The 15,641-nt window shown below is 59.3% G+C and carries 14 protein-coding genes; 5 read left to right on the plus strand and 9 right to left on the minus strand.

Going from position 1 to position 15,641, the window contains the following annotated elements; translation table 11 throughout:
- Positions 1-27: 27 nt before the first annotated feature.
- The gene (locus AC07Z7_RS12615) at positions 28-1,392 is read right to left on the minus strand and encodes a hypothetical protein (RefSeq protein WP_137747713.1); all 1,365 of its coding nucleotides are present in this window, start codon (positions 1,390-1,392) and stop codon (positions 28-30) included.
- Positions 1,393-1,644: 252 nt separating this feature from the next.
- Positions 1,645-2,643 (minus strand): DNA-binding protein, encoded by a 999-nt coding sequence (locus AC07Z7_RS12620; RefSeq protein ID WP_137747712.1) that lies wholly within the window; start codon positions 2,641-2,643, stop codon positions 1,645-1,647.
- A 90-nt stretch (positions 2,644-2,733) separates the two neighbouring features.
- Between AC07Z7_RS12620 and AC07Z7_RS12625 the strand changes: the two genes are divergently transcribed.
- The 3 genes from AC07Z7_RS12625 (at position 2,734) to AC07Z7_RS12635 (ending at position 5,547) form a co-directional block, all read left to right on the plus strand.
- Positions 2,734-3,933 carry a tyrosine-type recombinase/integrase gene (locus tag AC07Z7_RS12625; protein ID WP_207253365.1) on the plus strand — a complete coding sequence of 400 codons (1,200 nt, stop codon included), beginning with the start codon at positions 2,734-2,736 and terminating at the stop codon, positions 3,931-3,933.
- An 88-nt stretch (positions 3,934-4,021) separates the two neighbouring features.
- Complete coding sequence (locus AC07Z7_RS12630) at positions 4,022-4,885, plus strand: ComEC/Rec2 family competence protein (RefSeq protein ID WP_207253366.1); 864 nt, start codon at positions 4,022-4,024, stop codon at positions 4,883-4,885.
- Between the two features lie 35 nt (positions 4,886-4,920).
- Positions 4,921-5,547 carry a hypothetical protein gene (locus AC07Z7_RS12635; protein ID WP_494766446.1) on the plus strand — a complete coding sequence of 209 codons (627 nt, stop codon included), beginning with the start codon at positions 4,921-4,923 and terminating at the stop codon, positions 5,545-5,547.
- Positions 5,548-5,592: 45 nt separating this feature from the next.
- Here the strand turns inward: AC07Z7_RS12635 and AC07Z7_RS12640 are convergent, their stop codons facing one another.
- Positions 5,593-7,875 carry a heavy metal translocating P-type ATPase gene (locus AC07Z7_RS12640; RefSeq protein ID WP_137748208.1) on the minus strand — a complete coding sequence of 761 codons (2,283 nt, stop codon included), beginning with the start codon at positions 7,873-7,875 and terminating at the stop codon, positions 5,593-5,595.
- 131 nt (positions 7,876-8,006) lie between these two features.
- Positions 8,007-8,387, minus strand: coding sequence for a DUF3703 domain-containing protein (locus AC07Z7_RS12645; protein WP_137748209.1), 381 nt, complete (start codon positions 8,385-8,387; stop codon positions 8,007-8,009).
- Between the two features lie 114 nt (positions 8,388-8,501).
- Between AC07Z7_RS12645 and AC07Z7_RS12650 the strand changes: the two genes are divergently transcribed.
- Both AC07Z7_RS12650 and AC07Z7_RS12655 read left to right on the plus strand, forming a co-directional pair.
- On the plus strand, positions 8,502-8,960 hold the full coding sequence (locus tag AC07Z7_RS12650; RefSeq protein ID WP_137748210.1) for a Cd(II)/Pb(II)-responsive transcriptional regulator: 459 nt from the start codon (positions 8,502-8,504) through the stop codon (positions 8,958-8,960).
- A 124-nt stretch (positions 8,961-9,084) separates the two neighbouring features.
- Positions 9,085-9,423 carry a DUF4148 domain-containing protein gene (locus tag AC07Z7_RS12655; RefSeq protein WP_171012298.1) on the plus strand — a complete coding sequence of 113 codons (339 nt, stop codon included), beginning with the start codon at positions 9,085-9,087 and terminating at the stop codon, positions 9,421-9,423.
- 63 nt (positions 9,424-9,486) lie between these two features.
- Here AC07Z7_RS12655 and AC07Z7_RS12660 read toward each other — a convergent pair whose 3' ends face one another.
- The 5 genes from AC07Z7_RS12660 to AC07Z7_RS12680 form a co-directional block, all read right to left on the minus strand.
- Positions 9,487-10,866 carry a heavy metal sensor histidine kinase gene (locus AC07Z7_RS12660; protein WP_137748212.1) on the minus strand — a complete coding sequence of 460 codons (1,380 nt, stop codon included), beginning with the start codon at positions 10,864-10,866 and terminating at the stop codon, positions 9,487-9,489.
- On the minus strand, positions 10,863-11,549 hold the full coding sequence (locus AC07Z7_RS12665; RefSeq protein WP_137748213.1) for a heavy metal response regulator transcription factor: 687 nt from the start codon (positions 11,547-11,549) through the stop codon (positions 10,863-10,865). The genes AC07Z7_RS12660 and AC07Z7_RS12665 overlap by 4 nt, the downstream gene beginning before the upstream one ends.
- A gap of 23 nt (positions 11,550-11,572) precedes the next feature.
- Positions 11,573-11,833 (minus strand): hypothetical protein, encoded by a 261-nt coding sequence (locus AC07Z7_RS12670; protein WP_137748214.1) that lies wholly within the window; start codon positions 11,831-11,833, stop codon positions 11,573-11,575.
- A gap of 164 nt (positions 11,834-11,997) precedes the next feature.
- Positions 11,998-12,384 (minus strand): hypothetical protein, encoded by a 387-nt coding sequence (locus AC07Z7_RS12675; RefSeq protein ID WP_137748215.1) that lies wholly within the window; start codon positions 12,382-12,384, stop codon positions 11,998-12,000.
- A 68-nt stretch (positions 12,385-12,452) separates the two neighbouring features.
- Positions 12,453-15,638 carry a CusA/CzcA family heavy metal efflux RND transporter gene (locus AC07Z7_RS12680; protein WP_137748216.1) on the minus strand — a complete coding sequence of 1,062 codons (3,186 nt, stop codon included), beginning with the start codon at positions 15,636-15,638 and terminating at the stop codon, positions 12,453-12,455.
- Positions 15,639-15,641 lie beyond the last annotated feature (3 nt).

Here is a 15,641-nt window from a genome sequence, read left to right on the forward strand (position 1 = left end):
TTCGCTTCGGTAGCCCACTGGCTAATCTTATTCCTGCATATCGAACGACGTTTGACTCGTAAAGTTATCTGCCATTTCAATCTGCAAGCGAAATTCAACGACTTTCTTTCTCTTGTTCCGGCTCAATACATGCAATCTCACTGGAGAGTAATAACTTGTTGTAGCCGGAACTTCATATTGCTTCCCATAGATGGTGACCATTGATGCGGGTTCTTTCTGCTGAAGTACGGAAAAGCCTCCTCCGCGCACAGTCTCCATCAGGTTTCTTTCCTCCTCAACAGTACAGCTGACCGTTATCTCCGGCAGTGCTGTGACTTGTGAGCGCTGGTAGGAGAGCTTGCCTTCAACGATATCGCTAGCTCGCGCCAAGGTCCGATGATCTTCAGTAGAAATGGGCTCGAAGATATCGATAGGCGCACTTTTTCGAAGATATCGAAGCACATTTCTGGCTCGCCTAACATAGAAGGCAAATGCCAGCGTTTCGTTTATCTCCTCAATATGCTTGGGAGTATGAAAGTTCCCGGATGCAGCCTGATTTCCTTCGACTTCTAAAGTAAATGAGATGGAGGCGGAGGAGTCAAGAATCGTTTCTAGCAAATTGATGAACGCGTCCAGGTAGGGAGGGCTGGCCCCCTCCTTTCCCTGCCACGCTCGCACATTGGTGGTCAGGTTGGATACCGAGTGGACACCGTCACTACCGGTCGGTGTAAAAATAATTTCCACGTCCAGAAGACCGCCACATCCAGCGCCTGCAAACCGGATTTGTTTGCGTCCAGCTGTTAGTTGACCGTTAATGGTTTCAAAAACTGCAGGTTCTGTCTGGGGTGCAAGTATCTTCATCACGGCTGGACGTGCCGCTGGCATGATCGTTATCGTTGCCAGGTCGGCATCTTTGTGAAGCACGTCGAAGAGTTTTGATCCTTCAAACACTACCCCATCGAGTGGCAGCGTCGCTTCACGCCCCTCGTCGATGGATGCCTGAAGACCTTTGCGCCAGACATCAACCGATTGCGGCCCAATCTTGATGGAAAAAGGCACCGTCTCTTTCACTCCCAGCATGATCGTTGTGTTTCCACCCGAGTAAGCCGTGGAGATGGTGAACCTAGGGTCAACAGACTCCAGTTGATCGACGAGCGACTTGTGAACATTGCCAATGGCTTCAGGGTAAAACCCTGGCGTCCGGTTGCCCATGGCCATGGCCGCCATGCGATAAATATCCTTTTCATCAGGAAGCGGTTTGCCTTGTTCCAACAAAGCCCTTGCCTCAGCCGATGTTTTCCATGCTTTGAGCGTATCTGCTGAATACGCATCCGGGTCCCGGTCAATGATCGTTGAGCAGGTCTGGCAAAGCCAGATGATGTTGCCGAAGCTGCGCCGTTCTTCTACCGTCATGGTCGCGAGGTATCGGGGTCCCCCGGGCGATGCCGCATGAATATGCGCGCCAACCCCAACGTTGGAGAAATCAACTTCACCCACTGGCGCGGAGGTGGTGGCACGGCATTTGGAACAACGGCCAGCCACCCGTTGATAAGCCTGATTCTTGGTGCGTTTAGTGAAGTCGTCGCGTGCCATCGGATCGTCGCTATCAAGTATGTAAATTCTGCGTGGGTCTTTTTCGCTGACTCGCGGCCGACGTGCAAGCAATCATTGGCCGTCCGCAGGCTTCTTCTTGCGCACCGGTCTGGTTGGCGGTTGAAACTGCGCTACCAGAGCGCGCAAGGTGTCTGCCTCCGCTTTGCGTTGCGCCACCGCCTGCAGCGCCTGCTGCAGCTCTACGCCTTGCAATTGGTTCACGCGGGCGCTGTCAGCCAGCGAAGATCGTGCACTCTCCAGATCTGAGGCCAATCTTGCCTGCGCTGCATTGGCCTCCAAGAGCTTGGCGTGGTGATCCCGCTCCGCCTCTGTGAGCTTGCCTCGCAGCTGCTCCAGTTGCTTGTCCATCTGAGCGCGAGCGGTGCGCTCCCGGTCAATCTCGCGAAGCGCACGGCGCTCAGCCTCGGCCGCTCGGGAGGCGGCCTCGTCGATGGCTGCACGCCCCTTATCCAGCTCCGCACTGAAATGCTGGCGGCTTTTGGACTGCTCCAATTTCAACTCGTCCACCTGGCGCGACAGGGTCTCGGCACGCGCCGCAGTGGCGGCGTGCGCGCGGCGCTCGTGTTCCAACTCCGTGCCGAGGTGGTGCACGCGTCCTTCCAGTTCGGCGCCTTTGCTCTGCGCCTCCAGGAGGAGAGCCTCGATCGCAGCGTTTCGCTGCTGTACTTCTTGCAGTGCTGCCTTCGCACTGTCAGCTTCGGCCCGCGCCTCGACGCGCAGGGCCGCAAGCTCCTCGCGTGCCAATTCTGTCGATTGGGCCCACAGCACGCTGACGGCCTGGCCTGCGGCCTCTTTAAGCGCCTCTGGTAGATCGGGGTGATCAATCTCCACACGGGCCTTGCCGCGCAAATCCTCCCAGAACTTGGCCAACGCCTCGGCTGGGGCGCTCATCGAGCCCTTGCGAACATGCTGGTAGAGCTTGCTGGCGGTAGGCGTGATGCCGTATCGAAAAAACAGCAGCGCACACACCTCGCGATACAGCGTTTTGGTGTCGCTGAAACGCTCCCGCAAGGCCTCAACTTCGGCTTGTATTTCTGATTCTTCGCTCATTCTTAAATAATACAACGTATAACGTATAAATCAATGAATTTATTTCTAATTTTTGGACATAATTACTCTAATGTCCATAGAATGCGGCTGATGAGCAGTTTGATCGTTGCACCGGCCGTTTTGGCGCATCTTGAGCCTTTAGAGGGCTTGGTGCTACCCCTTCACCTGTCTGGTGAGCGTGGGCGCAATCGAGCTCAGGGTCTACCCCAGGTCGCGGCCAACGACGACCGCTCTGCTGTTTTGGCCTGGCTGGCGCGTTACAAGGATTCGCCGGCAACGCTGGCCAGCTATAGCAAGGAGGCGGAAAGGCTGCTGCTTTGGTGTGTGCACCAGCATGGAAAGGCCCTGTCCGATCTGACCCACGAGGACTTCCTGGCCTACGAGTCCTTTTTGGAAGATCCCCAACCGGTTGGTCTGTGGGTCATGCAGGTCGCTCAGAAGGCGCCGAGGTCCTCGCCAAACTGGCGTCCGTTCGCCAAACCGCTGGACCGGCAGAGTCAGCGCCAGGCACTGTCGATCCTCAACAGCCTTTTCAACTGGCTGGTGCAGGCGGGCTACTTGGCAGGGAACCCCCTGGCCCTTCGGCGAAGAAAAGCCGTGGCGCGGCCGGCAAACACGAGCAGGTTCTTGCCGCACGAACACTGGGCCCACGTTCGCGCCACCATCGAGTCGCTGCCGACCACCACGCCTCGCCTGGCGCTGCAGGCGGCCCGCTACCGGTGGCTTTTCTCGCTGCTGTACATCGGTGGGCTGCGGATCTCCGAGGTCTGCAACAACTCCATGGGGGACTTCTACTGGCGCAAAGGGGCAGACGGCCGCGAGCGCTGGTGGCTGGAGGTGCGTGGCAAGGGGGAGAAAACCCGCGTGATACCAGCGACCGATGAGTTGGTAGCCGAGCTGATGCGCTACCGAAAGGCGAACAACCTCAGCCCGCTACCGCGCGAAGGGGACGCGCTTGCGCTCCTACTCCCGCTCATTGGGGGCGCGCGCTCCATGGGGCGCAGTGGCGTGCACGAGCTGGTCAAGGACATCTTCCGCGAAACCGCAGCGCGCTTGCGCGCCCTGGGGCCCGATCACGAGGCCGCAGCGGCTCACGTGGAGCAAGCGTCAGCGCACTGGATGCGCCACACGGCCGGCACCCACCAAAGCAGCAGTATGGACCTCAAGGCCGTGCGCGACAACCTGGGGCACTCCAACATTGCCACGACCAGCGTCTACCTGCACACGGAGGACGATGCCCGTCACGACCAAACATCGAGCGCTCATCGGATTGGATGGTCGAGTCTTTGAAAGCGATCACACCGCCTTGACATTCAGTATTTGAGGATGAGGCCTTCGTGCCGGAAAATGGCGGCGACGACTTCATAAAGAGGGAAACATGGCTCAACTTGGGCAGATGCTGCTGCGCGTGTGGGACGTGAAGCATGGCGCATGCGCCATGCTTCATCACCAAATCAATGGTTCTGCCGGGCGACTTGCCATGATCGATTCGGGATGCACTGCGACGTGGCGCCCGAGCACCTTTATCAAGCACGGGCTCGGGAGGCAACGGCTCGACTACCTTTTTATCACCAATGCCGACCAGGATCACATGAGCGACTTGCAGGGTCTTTGGGATGAAGGCATTCATGTTCCGGTGTGGCATCGCAATCCCAGTCCGACTGCAGACAACTGGCGGGACATGAAACTCACAGGGGGGCCGCTCACCGATGACGCAAGGCGTTTTATCGCGAACTGCGATGAGTTCCGAGGGCCGCCTGCAGAGCCCTTCAACCTGAACATGGGAGGCATCACGTGTACCACGTTCTACAACCCATATCCGCAGTTCACCAATACCAACGATCTCAGCCTCGCGGTATTTGTCGAGTTCGACGGTTTCAAGATACTCTTTCCTGGCGACCTGGAGAAGCCAGGTTGGCGGGCCTTGCTGCAGCGACCGGACTTCTGCACGAAGCTGCGCGACACCAACATCCTCGTGGCATCTCACCACGGGCGCGAGAGTGGGTTCTGTCCGGAGATCTTTGACTACTTCACCCCGGATGCCGTTGTGATATCGGACAAGCCCATTGAGCACGAGACCCAGAAAATGGGGCCGGACTACCGCCGGGTAGTGCGTGACAGCGGCGTGCGCGTGCGAAGCACTGGCAGAGACAGGCGTGTCCTCACCACCCGGCGTGACGGATGGATCCAGTTCACTGTTTCTGATGGAAGCTATTTCATCGACACGGAGTACGCAGGATGAAAGCGGCTGCGCCCCGGAGCCTCAAATCCCTCAACATGGTGTGGCTGGTGTCCATAGCGCTCGTTGACATGCTCGTCGTGGTTGCTCTGGTGGCTCCTGAGTGGCTTCAAAATGAATCATGGACACGATCAGGCATGGCTCGCCTTGCGGCTTCGATCGCGATGCCGGCACTGGTCCTTCTCGTAGCCAACCTGCTCCCGCATGATGTCAAGGCAATGCTGGTGTATTGGAAGCCGCTCGGCAACCTGCCAGGCTCTCAGGCATTCACAAAGCATGGCCCGGGCGATCCACGGATCGACATGGGCGCGCTCAAGAGGAACGTGGGCGTCATGCCCAAGGATCCTAACGAGCAAAATGCCAAGTGGTACAAGCTATACCGACAAGTGTCCAGCGAGACCGAGGTCGTGGAGGCGCACCGGCTGTTTCTGCTGTACCGCGACATGGCAGCGGTATCGCTGCTTCTGGGCATGACTGTGCCTTTCGCGCTTTTGTATGCCGGCACATCGGCTGCTGCAGTGGCGGGGACTGCGGCGCTGTTTCTCGTCCAATACCTTGCCACGGCAGTTAGTGCGCGCTGGAGTGGCGTTCGCTTTGTGTGCAGCGTATTGGCCGTGCATTCGGTGAAGAAGGTTACCGCGTCGAAGGCAGCTGTCGCGCCGTGACTGAGCAGATCCCGACTTCCCGCGCCGCCAGATGCCTCCTTGTGTCTATTGGCGGACTCCGCGCAGCAGCCTGAGGCCATTGGCCACCACCAACAGGCTGGCCCCCATGTCCGCAAACACCGCCATCCACATGGACGCGCTACCCATCACCGCAAGGACCAGAAACACCGCCTTGATGCCCAGGGCGAGCACGATGTTTTGGACCAGGACACCTCGGGTGCGCTGGGACAGTTCAATGACTTCGGGGATGCGACGCAGGTCATCGTTCATGATGACGACGTCGGCCGCCTCCATGGCTGTGTCGGTGCCAGCGGCACCCATGGCGATGCCGATATTGGCGCGCGCCAGCGCCGGTGCGTCATTGATACCGTCACCGGTCATTGCGGTCGGGCCGTACTGACTCTGCATCTGCTCGATGGCGGACAGCTTGTCCTCTGGCAGCAGGTTGCCCTGCGCCTTGTCGATCCCAGCCTGTTTGGCGATGGTGTTCGCGGTGGCGGTGTTGTCTCCGGTGAGCATTACTGAGGAGACGCCCAGCTTGTGCAGTTGAGCGATCGCTTCTCGCGAACTCTCCTTGATCGTGTCCGCCACGGCGAAGATGGCCAGCACTTCCGTTGTGCTGGCGAGCAAGGTGACCGTACGGCCCTGGGCTTCCTGCTCGGCCAGCAGCGCTTCTATCTCGTCATTGCACAGTTGCCGCTCTTCAACCAGGCGATGGTTCCCAAGAATCAAGGACTGGCCTCCGATTTGCGCCTCCACGCCACGGCCGGGGAGTGCCGTAAATCCGCTGACGCCCCCCGGCCCTGATTCCAGACCCTGTGCGATGGCTTTGGAGACAGGGTGGTCCGACTCTGACGCAAGGTCTGCCGCCCAGCCGAGGATTTGAGCTTCCGAAGCGTGCTTCGAGAGGATCTGGCGAGCCACAAGCTTGGGTTTGCCTTCCGTGATCGTGCCGGTCTTGTCCAGTGCGATCGCCTTGAGCTTGTGGGCTTCTTCCAGGTACACCCCCCCCTTGATGAGAATGCCGCGCCGCGCCGCCGATGCCAAGCCGCTGACCACCGTGACCGGTGTTGCGATGACCAGTGCGCACGGGCATGCGATGACCAGCAATACGAGCGCTTTGTACAGGGCCTCCATCCACGTCAGGTTCATCAGCAAGGGCGTGAGGACCGCGACCAGCACAGCGATGGCGAACACCGCAGGTGTGTAGATGGCAGCGAACCGGTCCACGAACTGCTGTGTCGGCGCGCGGGACCCCTGGGCTTGCTCGACCGAGTGGATGATGCGGGCCAGCGTGGTGTCGCTGGCCTCCGCAGTGACAGTCACTTCCAGAGTGCCTGTCTCGTTGATGGTGCCGGCGAACACGAGGTCTCCTGCAGCCTTGTCCACGGGGATGCTCTCGCCGGTGACGGGCGCCTGATTGACGGCACTCGTGCCGCTCGCGACGGTTCCGTCCAAGGGAATCCGTGCACCTGGTTTCACGCGCACGGTGGCGCCGATGGCGACTGCGGCCGATGGAAGGGTCTGCCAGGTGCCATCAAGTTGACGCACCTCGGCCGAGTCGGGCGTGAGGTCCAGCAGGCTCTTGATGGCGTTGCGCGCGCGGTCCACGGCGCGGCCTTCGATCATCTCGGCGATGGCATACAAGGCCATCACCATGGCGGCCTCGGGCCACTGGCCGATCAGGAAAGCACCAGTGACGGCGACCGTCATCAGGGCGTTGATGTTCAGCCGCCCCTGCAACAGGGCTGCAAAGCCTTTTCTGTAAGTCGAGAAACCTGCCAGCCAGATAGCGGCAGCCGCCACGGCCATCCCGATGCCCTTGAACACCATCGTATCGGGGGAGAAAAACGCGACGGCCTCGGCGATCACAGCGAGCGCCAGCGCGGCGCCCATGCGCCCGAAGCCTTCACTGGGCGCATCGTGCTCGTGGTCTTCGCTGGTTGATCCGGTGCCCACCGGTTCAGGATTGAAGCCTGCCTTGCGTATGGCTGCGAGAGCTTGGGGAATCACCTCGTCGGGCGCATCAATGGCCAGGGTGCGAGCACCCAACTGAAACCCGAGTGTTCGAATGCCACTCACCGGCTCCAGGGCCCTTCGGATCTCGCTTTCTTCCGAGGCGCAATCCATCGCGGTGATGCGGAACACTGCGCCCTTGGTTGTTGGTTTGCCGGGCGTGAGGGGGGCCACACGGTCACCACAGCACGCATCGGCAGGAGTGGCGGACTTGCCGGGGCCGCAGCAATCGGTCTGTGCTGCAGAAGCATTTTCCCGTGCGCAGCAAGCGTCCGGGGCGTTGATACGGGTGTCGTCACAGCTGGTTTTCATAGGAATGGTTCCTTCTTGGTGTCCATTGGAAACCTTGAAGTGGCTTCAATGTCAAGTTCAGGGTGGAATGGGTTCAGCTTGCCGCTGCACGCGCAGGTTTTGTGTAGGAGCAACCGCATTTGCACAGGCGGCTAGCTCGCGAGCCGGGTGGCGGCGATCAACTCGGCGATATCCGCTCGCACGGACATGGGTTCGAAAGCGCTCACGTTCGCGCGCCCCGGATTGCCCAAAGGAAGACGCTTGAGCAGGTGACCCAAGGGCACCAGGGCCAACCGCAGGAGCTGTCCAGCGAACTCTGGACCATTCTTGGTCGCCAGGGCAAGCTGCAGCATCGCAACGTGGGTTCTCCAGTGAGGCGTGAAGCGGCTTTGCCCAACGACATGCGCGGCTTCGAGGGTCAGCCATTTCGCTTCTGCATCGGTTTCAGGGAGCGCCTCATACCTGGCCAGCAGACGCTCGAACACGACGGGATCGAAGGTTGTGGCAGATCGCGGATCAGATAGCTTGTTCATTGTTTTGTCTTTTTGACGGCCTTGTGCAGAGGAAGCGCAGGACGAATGCCCGCTGGCGTCAATTGGAAACCTTGGAGTGGCTACAGTGTCAATAATCAAAAAATGGAAGGAACCATGCAGATCAAGAATCTGGCCAATGCCGCGGGCGTTGATGCCGAAACCATCCGCTTCTACGAAAAAGAAGGCTTGCTTCCCAAGCCCGCTCGGCTACCCAACGGCTACCGCGACTATGCCGATGCCCATCTCGAACGCCTTGCATTTGTGCGGCACTGCAGGGCGCTGGATATCCCTTTGGCCGATGTAAAAAGTCTCCTCAGTGCACTTGACGCGCCGCAGGACGCCTGCGGGGACGTCAACGAATTGATCGACGGCCAGCTCAGCCGCCTGCGTGCGCGCCTCAAAAGCATGAAGGCCCTCGAAAAACAACTCCTGCAATTGCGTTCCGCCTGCGCAGGCGAGCATCCCCATCAAAGCTGCGGGATCTTGAAGGAGCTTGTCTCCGCTGCCCACGGCGAGGCGTGCCTGTGCCATGCGGAGAAGCCTTCCTCCACCTTGCAAGCGCTGCGGACATGACGAACTTGTAATCTGCAAGTCCGAGAGTTGTTGGCGTTGGTTCATCAGACTGTCACCAGTGCCTCTGCTACTGACCAAATGGGTGGTTCGGCGCAGTAGACACAACTACCTGAGGAGACACCATATGGCGATTCGCACACTCTTGACAACCATTGCACTCGCAGCACTTGCCGGCCCGACGTTGGCCAGCGGTGTAATCCATTCAGCGAATACCGAGATGGGTTACACGACGCATCCGGATCACGCGGCTCAAGGGAAGTCACGTGATCAGATCGTCGCAGACATGGAGCAATCCAAGAAGGATGGCCTGTGGCAGTACCACCGCTTTGGCGCTCCGGTTCCAGTCAAAGGTACGGCGTTGACCCGGGAAGAGGTCTTGGCGGACCTTGAACGTGCTCAAAAGCATCCAAGTTGGGCCCTGCGCCGTGTTGGAGCACCAGTTGCAAACGTACCTGCACCCTGAGTATCTATCGGTCATAGGAAGGCTCGCGATGGGTAGCGCCAACGATCGGCAACGAACGGTTGTCTACGATATGTGAGCTACCCGTAGAGGGTCTTCAGCAGCACGCCGCCCAGGTGGCGTGCTGCACATTTCCAGTCCGATTCTCGTCACGCCTTCGCTGCTGCTGGCGATTGGGTGGCCAGCATGCATCCGTGCAATTGCTGCAGTGATTGCCAAGCCCAATCCGTGATTCTGCTCGCTATGTGATCGAGAGGCCGAAGCTCTAAAAAACCGATCAAAGATTCTTTCCAGAACTTCCTCAGGCACTGTCTGCCCAACATTGCTGACGGAGATGCGCACGCGCCCTTCGGCCGCCTGTTCGATACTTACGACGACTGTGGTACCCCTGTGGGCATAGCGAGTGGCATTGCCAATCAGATTTGACAGCGCTCGCCTAAGCAGAGGCTCATCAAAGTCACCAACTGCATCTCCCAAAATACGGAGTTCCAATTCAGCCTCCGACAAGGCAGCATCGTGGTAGTCCACCACGTGCTGAACAACGGCCGCCAAGCTCGGGGTATGCGTTCGGCGTGCGACTGCTCCGCGATCAGCCTGGGAGAGAAAAAGCATGTCATTCACGATGCCCGTCAGTCGGTGAAGCTCTTCCAGATTTGAAGACAGCACTTCCTGGAGGTCAAAGCTGGCTGGGCGGCGAAGCGCCAACTCGTTGCTGGCAAGCAGCGTTGCCAGCGGAGTGCAAAGTTCATGTGCAACATCTGCATTGAAGCCTTCCAGTTGGGTGTAGGCTTGATTGAGCCTACCCAGCAAGCCGTTGAACTGTTGCACCAAAGGCACCAGTTCTGAGGGCTGTCCCGAGCTGTCCAATCGCTGGTCCAGATTGTCCGCAGAAAGCGCTTGAACCTGCTTCGCAAGCTTGCGAATCGGTGCCAGCCCAAAGTGAACAATTGACAGGCCGCCCAGAGAGACGACCAGTGTCCCCACTACTGCGGCAATGGCCAGGGTCAACGCCAGTCGCTGGAGGTGTTTCTGGTCGTCCGCTACATCCATGGACAGCGTGACCCGGAGCGCAGGGCCGCTACCCGATTGCGCCGCTACCTCGAAGCTCCTTGCGGCCACGTTCATGTCCTGAACACTCGGTTCGACCAGGGGGAACAGCAAATGCCCATCGCTTGATCGGACGACGAGGCGGAAGTTCTCATGGCCAATCAAGAAGTCACTAAGCGGATGTTCCCGCGAGGTTTCTCGAACGGAATGCTCACCGGTACTCAGGAGATGGCGAACAATGTTCTCTTTCTGAGACAGCATGTCCGTCTGTCTCTCGGACAGATTCATGGCAGTCACGAGGTACACCACCAGGCAGACACCTCCGAGGCCGGCGAAACTTTGCGCCGCAAGCCACCAAGACAAGCGCTGGCGCAATGAACGAGGCAGATCGCGACTCATCGGCCCCGCTCCTCCAACACGTAGCCCATGCCTCGTATCGTGTGAAGCAGCGGCTTTTCAAACGGGGAGTCCATCTTGCTGCGCAAGCGGCGGATCGCCACCTCCACGGCATTGGTGTCGCTGTCGAAGTTCATGTCCCAGACCTGCTCGGCGATTTCTGTGCGAGAAAGCACCTCACCCTTCCTTCGCAAGAAGAGCGTCAGCAACAGAAATTCCTTAGCCGTGAGATCGACCCTCTGCCCCGCCCGAGTCGCCTTGCGACGCACAAGATCCAATTCAAGATCGGAAACGCGGAGCAAGTTCGACTCACTTTTGTCCTTGGCCCCGTGCGAACGCCGCAGCAGCACTTGAATGCGAGCATTGAGTTCTGAAAATGCGAAGGGCTTGACCAGGTAGTCATCCGCTCCTGTCTGTAGTCCTAGAACGCGGTCTTCTACGCTAACCCTCGCGGTCAGCATCAACACAGGCGTCTGCTTGGACTTTCGCAGCGCCGTCAACACCGTAAAACCATCAATACCGGGAAGCATGGCGTCAAGAATCACGAGGTCGTGTGCTCCTTCAAGAGCCATGTGCAAGCCATCGACGCCGTTATGAACCGCATCGACGTTGAAACCCGCTTCCCCGAGACCTTTGCGCAGATACGCCGACAGTTTGACCTCATCCTCAATGAGCAGAATTTTCATAGCTGGTATTGGCTGAGACTGTGTCAGTTGGTGGAGGAGTGCGCGACGTATGAGTACATGTGCGGCATTTGGGCCCCGCGCAGAAAGCATGTGCGCCTCAGCGCTTGCAGCGCTTCCGAGCCTTGCGCATTGATTTCAACTTCAATCTGGTCAACTGCCGCTGCTGAAACCGTCGAGCCAACTTCAAGCTGTACTTTGCCTTGCTGTCGAGTGGGCGTACGTACCGGATCCACAGCTTTCGCAGCTGCCAGAAGGTGATGGCGCAAACCAATAGGCTCAGCCATATCCAGGTCAGCTTGAGTGACAGATTTCCTGCCGGGATTCGCTGGAACATGGACCGCCCCCACTGAGTGCCGCTTCCACCGCGTATTGCCGAGCTGCGCAGGCCCTGTGCGCATGTACGCAGTTCGGCGAAAAGTGCCGCGATAGATGCTGTAGTCCCGCGCGATTACTTCAAGGTGAAACGTACGGAAGCGATGGTCTTTCCTGCTTTGGTCACCGCAACAACGGCCTTGCTGCCTGCCGCGACCTTGAAGCTGCCCGTCACCTCCAGCTTCCCATCCACCGGCTGGAGCTGCGCTTCTTGTTTGTCGCTGCCGGACAGCAGCGTTATCTTGGCTGCCATACCCGAGGGATCCAAAGGCTTTCCGTGGTCGCGCATGTACAGCTGCAGCTTGTCGGGCTTGGCAACCAGTTCATAGTCGATGTCCTTGGCTTCAGCCACGGCGCCACCGTGCATGGGTTTGATTTCATGGCCATCGGCATGCTTGTCGGCGGCGAAGGCTGTGCCCGAAACAGCGAGGGCCAAAGCAGTCAGCAGTTGAGAGATTTTCATGGATCTTCCTTGATTAAGTTGAGGGAGAGAGGTAGTTGCCGGTTCATCGCGGGATGAACCGGCCGCTGTCACACCGTTGAGGGCGCGTTCGGGTGAGTCGGCTCTGCGGAGACGTCTTCGTCCTGCTCATCGGGCCGGTGTGCCAGCCGGTAGAGGATGGGCAGCACCAGCAGGGTAAGCAGGGTTGAAGAAAGGATCCCGCCGATCACCACCGTTGCCAATGGTCGCTGGACCTCGGCGCCCGTACCGGTAGCGATCGCCATGGGTATGAAGCCCAGCGAGGCGACCAGCGCGGTCATGAGCACTGGCCGCAGGCGGGTCAAGGCCCCCTCACGGATGGCAGTGTCCAGGGGGACGCCTTCCTCTCGCAGGCTGCGGATGTACGAGATCATCACTAGGCCGTTCAGCACAGCGACGCCCGACAGCGCGATGAATCCCACGGCGGCGGAAATCGACATCGGGATATCGCGCAGCCAGAGAGCCAGGATGCCGCCCGTCAAAGCAAAGGGGATGCCAGTGAATACGAGCAGGCCGTCCTTGACATTGCCGAACATGGCGAACAGCAGCACGAAGACCAGCAGCAGGGATGCTGGCACCACGATCTGCAGACGCCGGGTGGCAGACTGAAGGTTTTCGAACGTACCGCCCCAACTTGTCCAGTAGCCGGTAGGAATCTTGATCTGCGCGAGCCCTTGCTCCGCGTCAGAGACGAATGATCCGACATCCCGGCCTCGCACATTGGCGCTGACCACGATACGCCGCTTGCCGTTCTCCCGGCTCACTTGGTTAGGCCCGGGTGCCAGCTCGAAGCTGGCGACTTCGCCCAGCGGAATGAAGTTGGTACGGGCCTCAGTACCCGACGCCGATCGGGGAAGTGGGATGGGCAGGCGCTTCATGCCCTCCAGATCGTTGCGCAGCGTCTCCGGCAGGCGCACCAGAATGTCAAAGCGCCGATCGCCCTCGAACAGCGTTCCCGCCTCCCGGCCCCCGATGGCCGTCGCAACGGTCTCCTGGATGTCGGCCACGTTCAAGCCGTAGCGGGCCGCCTTCTGGCGGTCGATGTTGACCGTGAGCATGGGCAGGCCCGTCGTCTGCTCGACTTTCACTTCCGAGGCACCCTGGATCTTTTGCAGCATCGCAGAGACTTCCTCGGCCGTCTTGTTCAAAACGTCCATGTCGTCGCCGAAGATCTTGACCGCCACATCGCTTCGCACGCCTGAGATCAGTTCGTTGAAGCGAAGCTGGATGGGTTGCGAGAACTCGTAGTTGTTGCCGGGGATCTTCCCGATCACCCCTTGAATAGCGGCGAGTAGTTCGTCGCGGGTTTTTCTGGGCTCAGGCCACTCACTCATCGGTTTGAGCATGATGTAGCCGTCCGAGATGTTGGGCGGCATGGGGTCCGACGCGATCTCTGCCGTGCCCGTGCGTGCAAAGATTCGCTCGATCTCTGGGAATTTCGCCTTGAGCGTTTTCTCGATCTGCTGCTGCATGGCCACCGACTGCGAGAGGCTGGTGCCCGGAATTCGCAGTGCCTGTATGGCGAAATCGCCCTCGTTGAGGTTGGGTACGAATTCGCTGCCCATGCGTGTTGCTATGAGCCCGCACAGGACCACGGCTACAGCAGCAACGCTCAAGACCACCGCCTTGGCGCCCATCACCCGATCGAGCAAGGGCGCGTACAGGCGCTTGGCACCGCCCAGCAAGAAGTTTTCTTTCTCGCTGACCTTGTTGCCGATGAACAGGGCGACGGCCGCAGGAATGAAGGTCACCGAGAGAATCATCGCGCCGACGAGGGCCGCCACCACGGTGAACGCCATTGGATGGAACATCTTGCCCTCCACGCCGGTGAGCGCAAAGATCGGCAGGTACACCACCATGATGATGAGCTGGCCGAACAGCAAGGCACGGCGCGATTCCTTGGAGGCCAGGAAAACCTCGTGGAAACGCTCTGCTCGCGTGAGCGGTCGGCCATAGTGCGCCTGCGCATGGGCGAGGCGACGCACACAGTTCTCCACGATCACCACGGCGCCGTCGATGATGATGCCGAAGTCCAGCGCGCCCAGGCTCATTAGGTTCGCACTGACCTTGTACGACACCATCCCGGTGAAGGTAAAGAGCATGGACAGCGGAATGACGGTTGCCGTGATGATGGCCGCCCGGATGTTGCCCAGGAAAAGAAACAGGATGACGATCACGAGGATCGCGCCTTCCAAGAGGTTCTTCTTGACGGTGCTGATCGCTTTGTCCACTAGGACCGTGCGGTCGTAGACCGTCACCGCGTGTACGCCCTCGGGCAGGCTGCGGTTGACCTCGATCATTTTTTTGTCCACGGCCTGGGACACGGTACGGCTGTTCTCGCCGATCAGCATGAATACGGTGCCTAGGACGACCTCTCTGCCATTGTCGGTCGCCGCGCCCGTGCGAAGCTCGCGTCCGATGCCTACTTCCGCCACATCGCGAATACGCACGGGTACGCCATTGGCGCTGCTCAGGATGACGTTTCCGATGTCCTCCAGAGTGCGGACCTGGCCAGGCGCGCGGATGAGGTACTGCTCGCCACGCTTTTCGATGTACCCAGCACCAACGTTGCCGTTGTTGCGATCGATCGCCGTGACGATGTCCTGCAGCGTGACGCCCAGCGATGCGAGGCGCTCGGGCGACGGTGCAATCTGGTATTCCTTGGCAAACCCGCCGATGGAATTGATTTCCGTGACACCCGGCACGTTGCGCAACTGAGGCTTGATGATCCAGTCCTGGATTTCGCGCAGGTCGGTGGCGGTGTAGGGAGTGCCGTCCGGTTTCTTCGCGCCGTCCTTGGTCTCCACGGTCCAGAGGTAGATTTCCCCCAATCCGGTCGATATTGGTCCCATTGCTGGCGTGATGCCTGCCGGAAGCCGGTCACGCGCTTCCTGGATGCGTTCATTGACCAGTTGACGCGCGAAGTAGATGTCGGTGCCGTCCTTGAAGATCACCGTCACCTGCGACAGGCCGTAGCGAGAGAGAGAGCGGGTCTGCTCCAGGTTGGGCAGTCCTGCCATCACTGTCTCGATGGGGTAGGTCACACGCTGCTCGGTCTCCAACGGCGAGTAGCCCGACGCCTGCGTGTTGATCTGGACCTGGACATTCGTGATGTCAGGTACCGCATCGATCGGCAGCTTCTGGTAATTGAAGACACCCAGCGCTGCCATGGCTAGTACGGCAAGCAGTACCAACCACCGTTGCTCGATCGAGAATCGAATCAGTTTTTCAAACATTGA

This window comes from Acidovorax sp. GW101-11A03, from assembly GCF_059424825.1.

Excerpts from the sequence above, each read along its gene's own strand:
- AC07Z7_RS12665 (WP_137748213.1), bottom strand. The coding sequence starts at position 11,549 with ATGAAAATTCTGCTCATTGAGGATGAGGTCAAACTGTCGGCGTATCTG.
- AC07Z7_RS12645 (WP_137748209.1), bottom strand. The coding sequence starts at position 8,387 with ATGAACAAGCTATCTGATCCGCGATCTGCCACAACCTTCGATCCCGTC.
- AC07Z7_RS12635 (WP_494766446.1), top strand. The coding sequence starts at position 4,921 with ATGGTGTGGCTGGTGTCCATAGCGCTCGTTGACATGCTCGTCGTGGTT.
- AC07Z7_RS12675 (WP_137748215.1), bottom strand. The coding sequence starts at position 12,384 with ATGAAAATCTCTCAACTGCTGACTGCTTTGGCCCTCGCTGTTTCGGGC.
- AC07Z7_RS12625 (WP_207253365.1), top strand. The coding sequence starts at position 2,734 with ATGAGCAGTTTGATCGTTGCACCGGCCGTTTTGGCGCATCTTGAGCCT.
- AC07Z7_RS12615 (WP_137747713.1), bottom strand. The coding sequence starts at position 1,392 with ATGACGGTAGAAGAACGGCGCAGCTTCGGCAACATCATCTGGCTTTGC.
- AC07Z7_RS12660 (WP_137748212.1), bottom strand. The coding sequence starts at position 10,866 with ATGAGTCGCGATCTGCCTCGTTCATTGCGCCAGCGCTTGTCTTGGTGG.
- AC07Z7_RS12655 (WP_171012298.1), top strand. The coding sequence starts at position 9,085 with ATGGCGATTCGCACACTCTTGACAACCATTGCACTCGCAGCACTTGCC.
- AC07Z7_RS12630 (WP_207253366.1), top strand. The coding sequence starts at position 4,022 with ATGGCTCAACTTGGGCAGATGCTGCTGCGCGTGTGGGACGTGAAGCAT.
- AC07Z7_RS12670 (WP_137748214.1), bottom strand. The coding sequence starts at position 11,833 with ATGGCTGAGCCTATTGGTTTGCGCCATCACCTTCTGGCAGCTGCGAAA.
- AC07Z7_RS12640 (WP_137748208.1), bottom strand. The coding sequence starts at position 7,875 with ATGAAAACCAGCTGTGACGACACCCGTATCAACGCCCCGGACGCTTGC.
- AC07Z7_RS12650 (WP_137748210.1), top strand. The coding sequence starts at position 8,502 with ATGCAGATCAAGAATCTGGCCAATGCCGCGGGCGTTGATGCCGAAACC.
- AC07Z7_RS12680 (WP_137748216.1), bottom strand. The coding sequence starts at position 15,638 with ATGTTTGAAAAACTGATTCGATTCTCGATCGAGCAACGGTGGTTGGTA.
- AC07Z7_RS12620 (WP_137747712.1), bottom strand. The coding sequence starts at position 2,643 with ATGAGCGAAGAATCAGAAATACAAGCCGAAGTTGAGGCCTTGCGGGAG.